We start from the raw sequence: 14,778 nt of genomic DNA, 5'->3' as shown, positions 1-14,778 counted from the left end.
CCCGGTTCGGCACTAAGAGGGGGGTTCCCGAGAACCCGCTGGGAGATAGCGTCGGCCGCGACTCCGGTCCACGACATGCGGTTCCGCGTCGGGTGTGGAGTTGCTCGCTTGATGGCGGCGTTCTCTGATCGCTCGATGGCGCCGGTCAGCTTCCGATGACGAGGACGCTGGCGGCGGCTTCGATGACGTCGTCGGTGATCGTCTCCAGGTCGTTGATCTTGAGCACGCGGCTGATCTGAGGGAACAGGCGCTCGAGGAGGCGGAAGTTCCCGCGGGTGATTCGTTCGATGGCTGCGATGGCTTGGGCGTCGGTGAAGTCGTCGGGGTTGAGGGTGCGTCCGAGGTGTTTCCAGTGTCGGTCGAGGACGAAGAGGAGTTCGTCTCGGCCGAGGGCGCGGTAGCGGTGGGAGAAGCCGAGGCGGCTGTAGAGCTGGGGGTAGTGGCGGAAGCGCTGGTCGATGCCGGGCATGCCGATCAGGATCATCGCGAGGTGGGTGCGGTCGTGTTCATCGCGGAGCAGCTCGAGCGCGGTCGGGGTGAGGCGTTCGGCTTCGTCGACGATGAGCAGCTCGACCCGTCGGTAGGCGTCTCCGTTGTGGGTGCCGGTGACTTTCCCGATCGTACGGAGGTGCTCGTCGATACAGATGCCGAGGTCGATCTGCCACTTGCCGATCTCCCGCATGAGGTCCTTGGGTCGCGGCAGCACCTCGGGTGTGTAGAAGACGGTGCGGGAGCGGTTGGCGAGCGCGTTGTGCTTCGCGTCGTCCTCGCTGCGCGGGCCCCACGCGGTGACGTAGGGCTCGAGCACGTCCCAGTTGGCGTAGCGGCGGGCGGAGTTGGTCTTCCCGACGCCGGCGTCGCCGTGGCAGATGCCGATGGTGCGTTCCTTCTTGACGGCGTTCGCGAACTCGGCGAACCGGCGGTGTTCCTTGGTGACGATGAAGCTCTGGCTCATCACTCCTCCTCGTAGGTGCGGAGACGTCTCTTGCGCGGGGTGGGTTCCGTGAGGTGGGGTTCTTCGCGGTGGGCGACGGTGGGGATGCGGTCATTGATCGCGCGGCGGAGTTCCTGGCGGCGGGCGCGTCGGGCGGCTTCGATGTCGCGGAGGCTGAGGCGGATGTTGGGGTGGGCTTCGTCGACGGCGACGCAGAGGAAGGTGTCGTGGTCGTAGACGCGGATCTCGGAGACGTCGCGGGGGTCGTAGCGGATGGTGACGGTGTGTCCGACGAACGGGGCGAGGGTGGGCGCGAGATAGCGCTGGCCCTGAAAGTGGATGCCGTCTCGTTGCACAGTGCGATGGGTTGGGACGGTGAGTAGCAGGCCGTCGAGCTCGTCGAGGGTGTCGGGCATGCGGGGTATCCAGCCGTCCGCGACCCACGCGTCGCGCGGGGAAATACCGAGCTCCTGATGGGTGCGCTGGTTGTAGGTGGCGATGAAGGCGCCGATCGCCCGGTCCACGCCCGGGAGATCGAGCACGGGCTCCGGGCTGCGGTTCCCGGGGCCGAGGTGGCCGGGAAGAGTCGGGAGGACTTCGGTGTTGATGGTGCCGAAAAAGCGCTCGATCTTGCCGCGCCCTTGAGGTCGGCCGACGGTGGAGAAGATGAGCCGGAGGTGCAGTTCGACGGCAGTGCGCTCGAGGTGGTGGCTGGTGAAGTCGGAGCCGTGGTCGACGTGCAGCACGTCGGGGATCCCGCACATCGCCCACGCGGGGTCGGTCTTCCGCCAGATCGCCTGGCGCAGCGCGAGGGCGGTGTTCAGCGATGAGGGCGCTCCGGTGAAGACCATGTAGCCGCAGATCGCGCGGGAGTGATCATCCATGACGGTCGTCAGCCAGGGGCGGTCGGGCTTGCCGTTCGCGCCGACGATGAGGATGTCGAGTTCGGTGTGGTCGGCCTGCCAGACCTGGTTAGGCCGTTCCGCGCGACGGCGGAACACCAGCTCGTGGCGGTCGCGATAGGAAGCAGGACCCTCCAGAGCGAGAGTGACGAGCGCGGGGTCGAGGGCCTGCACGATCTCGCGGACGGTCGCATAGCTCGGCGCCGGCCTGCCGTCGTGCAGGCACCCCTCGACGGTGAGTCGATGCAACGTCGCGATCGACGGACGAGGCCGAGTCAGGGCGAGCCCCTCGATGGCGGCGACGGTCGCCGGATCCGTGCGCCGGCCGCCCTTGTCCGTCCTCGCAGCGTCATCGAGCCCGGCGAGCCCGTCCCTCTTATAGAGCTGATGCCAGCGCTGAAGCGTCCGCGCGCCGATGCCGCTCTCGCGGGCGAGGGCCGCGAGAGGGACCTGATCTTCGACGTGAAGTCGAAGGATCCGCCACCGCTCGAGGCCGTCCATCAGACGCTACATCGCTGCGCTCTCGCGGGCCGCGTGGGCCTGCTGGTGGCGGTAGAGCGTCGCGCGACTCCACCCCACGAGACGAGCCGCGTCCTCCGCGGTGCGACCGCGCGCTCGCGCATCTGCGGCGATCGCGAGCTTGTCCGCGATCACGACCGGATCCGACAGAGGCCGGCCGAACCGGGTGCCGTTCGCGCGGGCGGCGGCGATGCCGGCGTTGACCCGTTCCACGATGAGTTCTCGCTCGTACTCCGCGAGCGTGGCAAGCATGTTCAGCATCAGCCGGCCCGTCGATGTCGACGGGTCGATGCCGTCCGAGATCGACCGGACCTGCACCCCGCGTTCGCGCAGCAGGTTCACCGTGTTCAGCACGTCGATCAGGGAGCGGCCGAGGCGGTCGACTCGCCACACGACCACGGTGTCGCCGTCCTCGGCGTACTCGAGCAGCTTCTTCATCCCGGTCCGCTCGATCGCGGTCTTGCTCCCCGAGGTGACGTCCGCGAAGACGTCGCGCTTCTGCACGCCGGCGGTGACGAGCGCGTCGAGCTGCAGCTGCGCGTCCTGACTCGACGTACTCACACGCGTATAACCCAGAAGCCTCACGACCTCATTCTGACTCGGAAACACCCTCCGCGTCCCCTCCTGAGACGAAACGCGGCAAGACGTCTTTCCAAGACACTGGGCAGCCTGAGAACTCGGACCCGCTGGGCGCGGAACGACCGCTGGAGGGCGCGTCTCGGAAAGCTACTGTTTTATGCAACCTCGGCGTCCATGATGGCTGCAGCCTCCTAGGCTGAGTGTTGAGGACGAGGGGGATGCATGGTCGCGACGCGGGCAGATGTAGCGCGGCTCGCTGGTGTCTCCTCCAGCACGGTCTCCTACGTCATCAGCGGGCAGCGCACGATTTCTGCGGCGACGAAAGAACGCGTCGAGCAGGCGATGAGGGAGCTCGACTACACCCCCAACGTCTTCGCGCAGGGTCTCGCTGGAGCCCGTGGTGGAATCGTCGCGCTGCACTACCCGTATAGCACTCGCGGTGTCACCTCCAGCGAGTTCGAATACGTCTCTGCAGTGGCTGAACGCGCCCGGGTCCGGGGCTACAGCCTCTTGCTCTGGTCCCATCCGATCGATGACCTCGAGGGCTTGAAGAGTCTCGTCAGTCAACGTCTGGTCGACGGGGTGATCCTCATGGAGCTGACCGCTGACGATCAGCGTGTCCAGGTGATGAAGCGAACTCGCGTTCCCTTTGTCACGATCGGGCGTCCGGACGACTCCGAGGGACTCGTCTTCACGGATAACGACTACGAATCGATGGGTCGGCAGGCGATCGATCACCTGGCGGATCTGGGCCATACCTCCATCGCCTTTCTCAGCCAGACCAGCGGTCCCCTCGACCGTGGATACGGCCCGCTCCTTCGCGTCGCCAAGTCGCTCGAGCTGCCCGTGCGCCGTCGCGGCGTTCACCTCGTCACGGTGCCCGCACACGACTCGGTTCAGGGTGGCCGGGATGCATTCGCGCGCTTCGCCGCGCTCGAGCCCCGACCAACAGGCGTGGTCGCCTTCAATGAAATGGCCACGGCCGGCTTCGTGCACGCAGCGACAGTCGCAGGAACCGCCATCCCAGCGGACGTGAGCCTCGTCGCGCTCAGCATGGGTCACATCGCCGCCGAGACGATGTCACCGCCGCTGACCACGGTCACTCCCTCCAGCGAACAGATCGCAACGACCGCGGTCGACGATCTCGCAGACCTCATCGAGGGCAGGAGCAGCGACGCGCCACAGGTTCTCATCGCCCCCACACTCACTGTGCGCGAGAGCTCCGCCTCCGCCTGACGCTCGCCCCCTTGCGCAGAGGTTCATCGATATGGCAACCTGTCGACGCGCGTCGACGATGCGCGTCGACAGATGGTCTCTCGCCCCAACGCCTCCAGCCTCAGCACTGGAGAAGCCGTGTTCGGGTCGAGTCTCAATGAGGAGGAAGCTATGCGGTCATCCATGCACCGCCGTATCACCGTTCCGATCGCCGTTCTCGCAGCGGCCGGTCTCGCCCTTGCGGGCTGCTCGAGCAGCAGTGACCCGAACGACCCCAACGCCGGCGGCAACGCCGGCGGCTCGACGGGGACCGCCGACGGCGTCGTGACCGTCTACGGCACTTTCACGGGTGATGAGCAGACCCTGCTCGAGCAGTCCTGGGCGGATTGGTCCTCCGAGAACGACATCGAGATCAAGTACACCGGTGACAAGGAGTTCGAGAAGCAGATCGGCATCAAGGTCCAGGGTGGCGACACCCCCGACATCGCCCTCTTCCCCCAGCCCGGCCTGCTGTCCGACACCGTCGCAACCGGCAAGATGAAGCCCCTTCCCGAGGGCGCCCTCGCCAACGTCCAGCAGAACTGGTCCGAGGACTGGCAGAAGTACGGCCAGGTCGACGGAACCCAGTACGGCTCCCCCCTGACCGCGAACGTCAAGGGCTACATCTGGTACTCACCGGCGAAGTTCGCCGAGTGGGGTGTCAGCGTCCCCACCACGTGGGACGAGATGGTGCAGCTCGGTACGACGATCGCCGAGAAGACCGGCGGGCCGTCCTGGTGCGCGGGCTTCAACTCCGGTGAAGCATCGGGCTGGCCGGGCACCGACTGGGTCGAGGACGCCGTTCTGCGCGAGGCCGGCCCCGACGTCTACGACTCCTGGGCGGCCGGTGACACCGCGTTCACCGACCCCGAGATCAAGGCGGCCTTCGACAAGGTCGGCTCGATCCTGCTCGACCCGACCCTGGTCAACGCTGGATACGGTGACGTGAAGTCGATCAACTCCACCGCGTTCGGTGACGTCGCGACCAACATCACCGATGGATCCTGCGCGCTGACTCACCAGGCCTCGTTCCTCGAAGGCTCCTTCATCTCCGCCGGCGCCAAGGTCGCCGAGGACGGCGACGTGTGGGCCTTCCTCACTCCGCCCATGAATGCCGGAGACCCGCAGGCCGTCACCGGTGGTGGCGAATTCGCCGCCGCGTTCTCCGACGACGCTGACACCGCGAAGGTGCAGGAGTACCTCGCCAGCGCCGACTGGGCCAACAGCCGGGTCGAGCTCGGTGGGACCGTCTCGGCGAACAAGGGGTTGGACCCGCAGAACGCGAGCAGCGACCTGCTGCGCGGGGCCGTGGAGATCCTGCAGGGAACCGACACGACCTTCCGCTTCGACGGCTCAGACCTCATGCCGAAGTCCGTCGGAGCTGACAGCTTCTGGAAGGGAATGGTCGACTGGATCGACGGGACGAGCACCGATCAGGTCCTCGAAGACATCCAGGCCGGTTACACCTCCTAGACACGACCATCGCGCTGGGGCCGGTTCAGGGACCGGCCCCAGCGCGATGCCCTCCCCCAGCTGTAGAGGGCACCCCCACCCGGCCCCCGCCTCGAAAGGACGTCGATGTCCGCCTTCTTCCAGTGGCTCGCGAGCATCCCCCCACTCGCTCAGATTCCGCTCATCCTCGTCGCGTTCGTCACAGTCGTCGCACTCGTCCTCCTTCTCGTCGAGGTCGTCCCGCGACGAGGAACCGGCTACACGATCCTTCGCCTTGCCGTGGCCGTGCTCTTGCCTGTCGTACTGCTCCTCGTCTTCGGGCTCTACGACTCCGTCATGTGGATCGCCGTCGCCGCTGCCATCCTCGGAGGCATCCTCTTCCTGCTCGACTTCCGCTCACGCAAGGGCGCCGGCTATCTCCTCCAGTTGATCGCTTTCATGGCCCCTGCAGGCTTCTTCATCGCGATCGGTCTGATCTACCCGACGATCACGACGGCCTTCAACGCGTTCATGAAGAACGACGGCTCCGGATTCGCCGGCCTCGACAACTTCGTCTGGGTCTTCACCAGCCCGGACGGCATCACGGCCTTCCTCAACACCGTCGTCTGGGTGCTCCTCGCCCCGATCACCGCCACCGCGATCGGCCTGGCCTACGCGGTGTTCATCGACAAGAGCCGCGGCGAGAAGTTCTTCAAGGTCCTGGTGTTCATGCCGATGGCGATCTCGTTCGTCGGCGCGTCGATCATCTTCAAGTTCTTCTACGACGTCCGCCAGGGCGAGCAGATCGGTGTCCTCAACGGTGTCATCACGGCGTTCGGGGGGACTCCCGTCGACTGGCTGGGCCTGGAGCCCTGGAACACCCTGTTCCTCGTGGCCGTTCTGATCTGGACCCAGGCCGGCTTCGCGATGACCGTTCTCTCTGCGGCCATCAAGGGCGTCCCCTCCGAGCAGCTCGAGGCGGCGTCGCTGGACGGCACCAACGCCTGGCAGTCGTTCTGGAACATCACCGTCCCGGGCATCCGCTCCTCGATCGTCGTCGTGCTCACCACGATCTCGATCGCGTCGCTGAAGGTCTTCGACATCGTCTCGGCGATGACCGGCGGCCGCTCCGACACCACGGTGCTCGCCTTCGAGATGGTCCGTCAGTTCCAGCTCGGCGCCCGCAGCGGCTACAGCGCGGCCCTCGCGGTCATCCTGTTCCTGCTCGTGCTCCCGATCGTCGTCTACAACGCCCGCCAGCTCGCGAAGCAGAGGGAGATCCGATGAGCGCCACCCCGATCCAGGTCCCGGTCGATCGCACCACAAAGCGTCGCCTGGCCCGAGGCGAATCGAAGATCGAGACAGCCAGCGGCAAGGTCAAGAAGGCCACCACGTCACGCGGAGCGACGATCGCGGCGCTGATCATCGCGGTCATCTGGACCATCCCGACGCTCGGCCTGTTCATCTCGTCGTTCCGCCCGGCGAACGACATCAAGACCACCGGCTGGTGGACGGTCTTCGCGAACCCCGGGTTCACGCTCGACAACTACGTCAACGCCCTCAACTCGGGCGACAGCCTGACGCTGGGCAAGGCGTTCGTGAACTCGCTCGTCATCACTCTGCCCGCAGCGCTCATTCCGATCACGATCGCGAGCCTCGCCGCCTACGCCTTCGCGTGGATCGACTTCAAGGGCCGCAACACGCTCTTCGTCCTGGTGTTCTCGCTCCAGATCGTGCCCATCCAGATGGCGCTCGTGCCGCTGCTGCAGCTGTTCTCGGACGGACTGCGCATCGGCAACCTCTACATCCTCCCGGGGTTGGGAGTGAACGGGTTGGACGGCTCGTACGCGAAGGTGTGGATCGCGCACACGATCTTCGCGCTGCCGCTCGCGATCTTCATGCTGCACAACTTCATCTCGGAGATCCCGGGCGAGGTCATCGAGGCGGCGCGCGTGGACGGAGCCGGACACGGGCAGATCTTCTTCCGGATCGTCCTGCCGCTCTCGGTGCCGGCGATCGCGTCCTTCGGCATCTTCCAGTTCCTCTGGGTCTGGAACGACCTGCTCATCGCGACGGTCTTCACCTCCGGACAGGGCTTGCCCATCACCAAGGCGCTGCAGGACCTGTCGGGCTCGTACGGGCAGTCGTGGGAGTTGCTCACAGCCGGCGCGTTCATCTCGATCATCGTCCCGCTGATCGTGTTCTTCGCCCTCCAGCGGTTCTTCGTCCGCGGCCTCCTCGCAGGCGCCACTAAGGGCTGACCTGCCCTTCGTTCCGCCACCAGTAACTCTCTACCGGAAAGATTCGTCATGCCCGCAGCCCAGGCGCCCGCCACCACGCCCCTCGAGTCCAGCCAGCACCGAAGCTCACCGAGCGGCTCCGCTACACCGCTTGCTGGAACGAACGGGCTGATCGCAAGGCCGTCTTCGGACGCTGCCGCACTGTCCTCCGGCTGGTGGTCCGATGCGGTGATCTACCAGATTTACCCTCGATCGTTCTCTGACTCGAACGGCGATGGCATTGGGGACCTCGCCGGGATGATCGACCGCCTCCCTTATCTGTCAGGCCTCGGCGTCGATGCGATCTGGCTCTCACCCTTCTACCCCTCCGCAGGAGCCGACGCCGGTTACGACGTCTCTGACCCGCGAGCAATCGATCCCGTCTTCGGGACGCTCAGCGACTTCGACGAACTCGTCCACCAGGCTCATGCCACCGGCATCCGGGTCATTGTCGACATCGTCCCCAACCACACTTCTTCAGAGCACCGCTGGTTCACCGAGGCACTGCTCAGCACTCCAGGATCGGCTGCTCGCGAGCGATACATCTTCCGCCCGGGCTGCGGAGACGGCCCGCCGAACGACTGGGAGTCTGTCTTCGGCGGGCCCGCATGGACTCGCGTCGAGGGCGAGGATCAGTGGTACCTCCACCTCTACGACAGCCGGCAGCCGGATCTGAACTGGCGAAACCCTGAAGTTCGCGATGAGTACGAGGACGTGCTGCGCTTCTGGCTCGACCGAGGGGTCGATGGATTCAGGATTGATGTGGCCCACGGCCTGATCAAGGCGGAAGGCCTGCCGGATCTCGGCGGTCGACGCACCAACGCCGTAGAAGCCGGTGGAGACGTCGGACCGATGTGGGACCAGGACGAGGTCCACGACATCTACCGGTCCTGGCGTCAGTTGCTCGAGGAATACGGCGACGACCGAATCCTCGTCGCCGAAGCGTGGACCACCCCCGACCGTCTCTCCCGCTACATCCGGCCCGACGAGATGCACCAGGCGTTCAACTTCGCCTACCTGTCCGCGGGATGGGACGCGAAGAAGGTCAGCGCGATCATCGAATCCTCCCTCGCCACCACGGCCGAGGTCGGCGCAACAACCACCTGGGTGCTCTCGAATCACGATGTCGTCCGTGTCGCGTCACGCCTCGGGCAAGCGGACCCGAATCACTGGAGTGCCGGTATCGGTGCCGCAGACCCGCAGCCCGACCTCGAACTCGGTCGTCGTCGGGCCGCCGCTTACGCCCTTCTCACCTTGGCGCTCCCCGGAGGCGTCTACATCTACCAAGGAGAAGAGCTCGGGCTCCCCGACCACACCGAACTCGACAACTCCAGAAGGCAGGACCCGTCGTACCGTCGGACCGCGGGAGCGGTCATCGGCCGCGACGGCTGCCGCGTACCGATGCCCTGGATCACCGAAGCTCCCGGCCACGGCTTCGGAGCCGACCCCTGGCTGCCCCAGCCCGATACCTTCCGCCACCTCGCCGCTGACAATCAGGTCGACGATCCCAGCTCGTTCCTCAACCTGTACACAACGGCCCTGCGCATCCGCCGCGATCTCACCCTCGGAAAGACGCCCATCACGAGCATCAGCGAGAGCGAACAAGTTCTTCATGTCGTCAAAGACACATTCGCCGTGCTGATCAACTTCTCCACGGTGCCCGCGTCGCTCGACATCCCGTCCGAAGGCACAATCCTCCTCGCCTCAGCTCCCGATGCCTACTCGCGCGGGATCCTTCAAGGAGACAGCGCCGTCTGGATCCAGCTCTCCAGCTGACAGCGCCAGAACGATTCGTTCAGCCAACCAACACGTCGTGGAGCGACGTCAGAACGCCGCCATCAAGCGCTCAAGATCACATCTATTGCGACAAACAGCGCCGCGAGATTCCGGTCTCATGCGCGGCCATCCTGGGCGGCCGGATGACGACCCCTCATCGGACGCCGGACGCATCGACGCACTAGCCCTCCGAGGCTCGCGCCGCACTACCGTCGAATGCGCCCGCCCAAGGCACCCCTAATCCAGTAAGGGGGTGTCCTGCCCGCAGCACGGTGAGGGTGGCAGCCCGTTCGAGCTGGGCCGGGTCAGAGGAGCCTCGCGCTGCGGGCGCGAGGCTCCCGCTCGACGCGGAGAGCGATTCCCTATCGGTACGCATGTCCAAATCCTCGCGCATCGAACAGGGGCCGGAGAGGCTCCTCGACGCCGGAGCGGCTGTCCTCATCTACTCCGGAGGTGTCCGTTAGGGGGACTTGGGTTCAGCCGGTCGTTGCAATACCACCGTGAGTCGGAGTGTTGGCGATGGGATCGAAGTTGAAGCAGCGTGCCCGGGGTGGCGCGGTTCTGGGAGCTGCCGAGGGAAGGGTCGAGTCGGTCGGCGGCCCGTGATGCTGTCGGCGTGCCGGTGAAGAGCCGCTCAACGGAGCAATCAGCTGCTTTCCGTCCGTCGCCTCGCAGGGGGTGTCTGCTCGGATCTTATGCTTGATTCGTCACATTGTTTAGTGGTTCAGTATCGCGTCGACGTTTTCGGTCGTTCCGTATCCCACCATTCGATGAGGTTGGCGTGCAAGATTAGCGCGAAGGCTTCGACTGCAAGGTCGCCTCCGGTGGTCAGGGAATCGATTGCGGCAGGGTCCCACTGGTCGAGATTCACTACCTCGTCAGTGGAGGTGGGTGTAGCTCGAATGGTTGTGTCAACGCTCCATCCGTTTGAGCTGTGGGTTGCGGTAGCCGCGATGACGTCGTACGGGGTGGAGTAGTGGCGGCGCATCCACCCCACGACGTCGGCGAGGTCGCGGGTGTCGGTCAATCGTTCTCGATCGGGGTGTAGACGGGGCATCCGGTCCCGTAGGGCGGTTGGATGATGGGTGCGGCGGTGGTGCTGCTGGTAGATCGGGTGTTTATGGTGCTGTCGATTTTGTAGGCGTTGACGACGCCGATGGGGTTAGCGAGGGGATCGGAGCCGTTGTAGGCGTTATATCCGAAGAGAACGAAGTAGACGGGTGTGCAGTTCGCGTCGTAGAGCGTCTTAGAGCCTGAGCTCCCGGGTGCGTAGAGGCCGTAGCTGAGTGTCTGCTGAATATCGAAGTTGGTGTCCGCGTCAAAGTGGCCGCGAGCGATGATGTGATTCAGTCCGAACCGGGAATTTCCGCAACGCAGCGGCAAGTCCCCCTGGTCGTTGCTGTAGCTGCCGAGCGAGTGGTCGTACGTCTGTCCGTCGCAGGAATGAGTGTTCAGTCCTGGTACGTCAGCCTGAGCGGCAGGTGCGACAACCGTACCCAGGACGAGCGCAACGAACACCGTGGCGATTTTGCCAGCGGACCGATTTCGTGAGGTGTGCATGACTATTACGACCTTCATCCAAGTCCCCGCGCTCACCCCTTGTGAGCGGTCGTCGTGCACGTCTAGGCCTACTCCGCATAGCTCGGCAATACAACCCTGGGTGTTGCCGACACCCGGGCTTGGCAGCGGGACACGCATGCCCTTCGAAGATCATCAGTGGGACAGTGTTCGTGGCAGCGAGCTGCAAGTTGGCGTCTGCGGGAGGGCCGTTCCCCGCACCAGCCCGGCGCGCGGGATGCGCCGCGCGCGGGCGCGGGCGGCAGCGTTCCGCAGGACAGCCGCTCGCGGCCATCACTGCTACTGCAGCGACCAGCGCCAGTTCCGAGCGCAGTAGGAACATCCCGCGCGGATGTCCTCCGGCCCGAACGTCGGAGTAATGATCGACGGTGCGAGCTTCACCGCCACAGACTTCGCGGGACGATACCGCTGCCCGCAGACGTCTAGGCGCCCGGCCAACCATCCCCTATCGGACGCTCGTTGGGACATCCCGATTGGAACCTCCGTCCGATGGGTCACTCATAGACTTCGCGCATGTCCCAGATGGATGCGTTGCAGTTGGCCGCCGGTGCATACACCGAGAAGACGTGGGATGCGAGCAACTGGCGTCAGTTTGGCCGCGAAACGGGCATGACCGACATCCTCACTCGCCACCCGCGCCTCTACCGTTCGCAAGACTGGGGCGACGACGACTACCCGGACGCGGCGCTCGAGGTGCTCGGGCAGGTTCTCGCCGAGGCGGGCAAGGAGTCCCCCGGCGAGAAGGGACGCATGGACCTGCTGGCCGACGCGATGCCCGACCTTCCGGCTTGGATCGCAGCCAATGCGCCAGCCCGAACCCAGCGGTTGTTCCGGCAGTATCTTGCTGCTCGCGACGTCTCCGAGATTCCGGAGCAGTGGCGCCAGGTTTCCAGCGGTAGCGGAACCGCACCAGGCACGGATCCAATATCGGATCTTGTCGCTCCAGAGCCGGCTCCTTGGGAGAGAGCGGCACCCTCGCCTCCGAACCAGGACCCTGAACCGTTCGAGTGGGAGCCCGCTGCGCCGCCCTCTCGGGGACCGGCCGAGCGAGCTTCCGGAGACGTGGCTCAGCCCACGACGACCTCACCGACAACCGCAGGCGTACCAGCTGCTATCAGCGAACCTCGTGGCTCGTCGACTGACGCGGGACGATCGCTGTTCATCGTCCACGGTCATGACGAAGCAGCGCTCAACTCTGTTCGCGTGTACGTCCACCGCCAAGCTCAAATCATGCCGATTTCGCTCGCGGAGGAGGCCGGGCGAGGGCAGACGATCATCGAGAAGTTCGAGAATTACGGCGCGGATGCGTCCTACGTGATTGTGCTCCTCACTCCGGACGACGTCGGCCAGACCATAGGAAAGCATCAAGCGGGAGACGAACCGTCGCCGCGCGCTCGACAGAACGTTGTGCTCGAGCTCGGCTACTTCATCGGCAAGCTCGGACGCGGGAACGTCGTCGTCCTCGATGCGTCGGTCGAACGTCCGTCCGACCTGAACGGACTGAGCTACATCTCCTACCCGGGGCTGAACTGGAAGGACGAATTACGCACGGAGCTCGTCGCGGCAGGAATCATCAACTAGCGCGATGATGGTTGCGCTCTCGCTCGAGGACGATCCGGCCCGACCGGTCCATAGCGGACGCCAGCGTGACGCTAGATTCTGAGGATGGCAACGGTTCTCAGATCCAGAACAGCTATGTACTGCGCACTCAAGTTCCTGCCTGAGGGTACGAAGCTGACGATCTACACGGAAGACTCCGGACGTGCTCGCACCAACATGGTTGCGGTGCTTCGCAAGGAGCCCGGCGGCGGATGGGATGACTGGCAGATCATCAAGCGCCCTGCCACCGCGGACGCTTCCCTCATCCCCGCCACCTGGCCGACCGAAGATCCGGCCGTAGTCTCGTCCCAGGATCTCGCAACATCGCTCGACAGCGACCTCAATCTCTGGGCCAACGTCGAAGACTAAACCGATAACGGCCCGATACCCTCGGCGCATGAAGCGGAGTCAGACGAAGCCGCCCGGGTTCGAGCGGTGCGGTGACTGTGGGGCTCTGGTACGCGTGGTGATGCGGGGCGAGGTTCCTGCTGGGTTCGAGCGGCATAAGGTCCCGTCAAGTCACTTCTCGTGCCCGAACGGGACGCAGCCGGCGATCAAGCCGAAGAAGCCGGTTCGCGGTGCGCACAAGGGCAAGTCCGTCCGAGCGATCGGGGGCGGGCTGCCGACCCTCGGGCGGGATCGTTGATCGGCGCAGCGCGGCGATCAAGTACGTGGACACGTCCAGGGTCCGGTGGGAGGGTGGGCGCATGTCGAAGCCTCGGACCAAGCTCGCGCGCGCTGCGCTGATCAGCAACGGGATGGTCTGGTTCGGGCTGTCGTTCATGCTCTTCGCGATCGCCGGCGGGCAGACGTACGCGGCGTTCACCGGTGAGTGGTTCAACGTGCTCGGGTGGGTACTGATCGTCGCCGTGGCCGCCGGCCTGACGGTGGTCGGGGTGATCGAGAACCGGAACATCCGGGCGGGGAAGAAGTACAAGCCGCGGCCCCGCCGCTGATCGCTACTCGGCTGCAGCCTCGGCGGACACGACGGCGCGGGCGCGCTCGATGTAGCTGAGGCCGGCGGCGCGTAGCGCGTCGACCGTCATCTTGCGCTCCTCCCTAGGGGCTCCGATGACGGGCAGGGGCGTGGTGCGCAGGGCGACGTCGCGAAGGTCGTGCGCGAGGTCTTCGTCGTAGATTCCGGTGTCGCGGTCAGCGAAGGCGACGACCTTGATGCCGGTCGTGAGACCTCGGGTGGTGAGGGTGTCGCGGACGACGGTGAGGTAGGCGTCCTGGTACGCGGCGACGTCGCGGTCCCAGACCTCGGTGATGGCGCGGGAGAGCCGTTCCGTCTCGCGGTAGAGGTCGTACCGGGGGTCGCCTGCGTCCTTGGCGCGGTTGAGGACCGCGTGGTGGATCTCTCCGAGCTGCTCGTACTGCTCGGTGCTCAGGGAGCCGGCGGTGGACATTTCGGCGGCGAACGCTGCGATCCGGGCTGTCTCTTCGGCGGTGGTGTGTTCTTGCGTCATCGCCGCCGTGTCGACGTCGGTGCTGGCGAAGAGGTCGATCTGATCTTGATCGGCGAGGGCGAGGAGCCCGAAGTCCTCCAGGTCGGATTCTGCTGAGACGACGACGCTGACGGGAGTGGTGCGCCATGCCAGGGTCCGGTGGCCGCGAGCGTCTTCCTGGGCGAAGTGCTGCTCGAGCATCGCGGGGAAGCAGCCGCAGTCCTCGTGCTCGTCGTGGTGGTGGCCGATACAGCGGTCGTCGGCGCAGCCGCACTCGTCGCCGGCCCACTGTGCGGCGGAGGGCGAGCCGTGCTCGCGCGCCCATTCGTCAGGGTCGATTTCCTGGGCGCGAAGGGTGCTGATCACGTCGGGGTAGAGCTTCATCGCTGGTGTCCTGTCTGATGAGGCGCGACGACCGGCGGTCGCGACGGGTGCGAGCGCGTCCATCGTCGCATCCGGTCACGACACTGGCCGTGCTG

At 65.6% G+C, this 14,778-nt stretch carries 13 protein-coding genes; 8 read left to right on the top strand and 5 right to left on the bottom strand.

Going from position 1 to position 14,778, the window contains the following annotated elements; translation table 11 throughout:
- Positions 1 to 145 precede the first annotated feature (145 nt).
- The 3 genes from ASF46_RS00295 to ASF46_RS00285 are packed head-to-tail and all read right to left on the bottom strand — an operon-like array spanning position 146 to position 2,940.
- Positions 146 to 955, bottom strand: a complete 810-nt coding sequence (locus ASF46_RS00295) for an AAA family ATPase (RefSeq protein ID WP_056865944.1) — start codon at positions 953 to 955, stop codon at positions 146 to 148.
- Complete coding sequence (locus ASF46_RS00290; protein ID WP_056865943.1) at positions 955 to 2,337, bottom strand: Mu transposase C-terminal domain-containing protein; 1,383 nt, start codon at positions 2,335 to 2,337, stop codon at positions 955 to 957. The genes ASF46_RS00295 and ASF46_RS00290 overlap by 1 nt, the downstream gene beginning before the upstream one ends.
- Before the next feature lie 6 nt (positions 2,338 to 2,343).
- Complete coding sequence (locus tag ASF46_RS00285; RefSeq protein ID WP_056865942.1) at positions 2,344 to 2,940, bottom strand: recombinase family protein; 597 nt, start codon at positions 2,938 to 2,940, stop codon at positions 2,344 to 2,346.
- A gap of 216 nt (positions 2,941 to 3,156) precedes the next feature.
- Here ASF46_RS00285 and ASF46_RS00280 point away from each other — a divergent pair, with 216 nt between their 5' ends.
- From ASF46_RS00280 to ASF46_RS00260, 5 genes are all read left to right on the top strand, one after another.
- A complete protein-coding gene (locus tag ASF46_RS00280; protein WP_056865941.1) occupies positions 3,157 to 4,170 on the top strand; it encodes a LacI family DNA-binding transcriptional regulator in 1,014 nt (337 codons plus the stop codon).
- Between the two features lie 162 nt (positions 4,171 to 4,332).
- Positions 4,333 to 5,661: an ABC transporter substrate-binding protein gene (locus ASF46_RS00275; RefSeq protein WP_235576812.1), complete on the top strand. Its 1,329-nt coding sequence runs from the start codon at positions 4,333 to 4,335 to the stop codon at positions 5,659 to 5,661.
- A 105-nt stretch (positions 5,662 to 5,766) separates the two neighbouring features.
- Positions 5,767 to 6,906, top strand: a complete 1,140-nt coding sequence (locus ASF46_RS00270; protein WP_056865939.1) for a carbohydrate ABC transporter permease — start codon at positions 5,767 to 5,769, stop codon at positions 6,904 to 6,906.
- A complete protein-coding gene (locus ASF46_RS00265; protein ID WP_056865938.1) occupies positions 6,903 to 7,880 on the top strand; it encodes a carbohydrate ABC transporter permease in 978 nt (325 codons plus the stop codon). The genes ASF46_RS00270 and ASF46_RS00265 overlap by 4 nt, the downstream gene beginning before the upstream one ends.
- Before the next feature lie 48 nt (positions 7,881 to 7,928).
- On the top strand, positions 7,929 to 9,674 hold the full coding sequence (locus ASF46_RS00260; RefSeq protein WP_082485070.1) for a glycoside hydrolase family 13 protein: 1,746 nt from the start codon (positions 7,929 to 7,931) through the stop codon (positions 9,672 to 9,674).
- A 1,023-nt stretch (positions 9,675 to 10,697) separates the two neighbouring features.
- Here ASF46_RS00260 and ASF46_RS00255 read toward each other — a convergent pair.
- A complete protein-coding gene (locus ASF46_RS00255; protein ID WP_056865937.1) occupies positions 10,698 to 11,294 on the bottom strand; it encodes a hypothetical protein in 597 nt (198 codons plus the stop codon).
- A 471-nt stretch (positions 11,295 to 11,765) separates the two neighbouring features.
- Between ASF46_RS00255 and ASF46_RS18630 the strand changes: the two genes are divergently transcribed.
- The 3 genes from ASF46_RS18630 (at position 11,766) to ASF46_RS00245 (ending at position 13,807) form a co-directional block, all read left to right on the top strand.
- A complete protein-coding gene (locus ASF46_RS18630; RefSeq protein WP_082485068.1) occupies positions 11,766 to 12,833 on the top strand; it encodes a TIR domain-containing protein in 1,068 nt (355 codons plus the stop codon).
- An 84-nt stretch (positions 12,834 to 12,917) separates the two neighbouring features.
- Positions 12,918 to 13,220: a hypothetical protein gene (locus ASF46_RS00250; RefSeq protein WP_157602098.1), complete on the top strand. Its 303-nt coding sequence runs from the start codon at positions 12,918 to 12,920 to the stop codon at positions 13,218 to 13,220.
- 338 nt (positions 13,221 to 13,558) lie between these two features.
- A complete protein-coding gene (locus ASF46_RS00245; RefSeq protein WP_056865935.1) occupies positions 13,559 to 13,807 on the top strand; it encodes a hypothetical protein in 249 nt (82 codons plus the stop codon).
- A 3-nt stretch (positions 13,808 to 13,810) separates the two neighbouring features.
- Here ASF46_RS00245 and ASF46_RS00240 read toward each other — a convergent pair whose 3' ends face one another.
- Entirely contained in the window at positions 13,811 to 14,683 is an 873-nt protein-coding gene (locus ASF46_RS00240) for a hypothetical protein (RefSeq protein ID WP_056865934.1), read from the bottom strand.
- Positions 14,684 to 14,778: the final 95 nt, after the last annotated feature.

Origin of the sequence: Rathayibacter sp. Leaf296 (genome assembly GCF_001423045.1) — a bacterium.
In the GTDB taxonomy this organism is placed as follows: domain Bacteria; phylum Actinomycetota; class Actinomycetes; order Actinomycetales; family Microbacteriaceae; genus Rathayibacter; species Rathayibacter caricis.
This window is presented reverse-complemented; position numbering and strand designations above follow the sequence as displayed.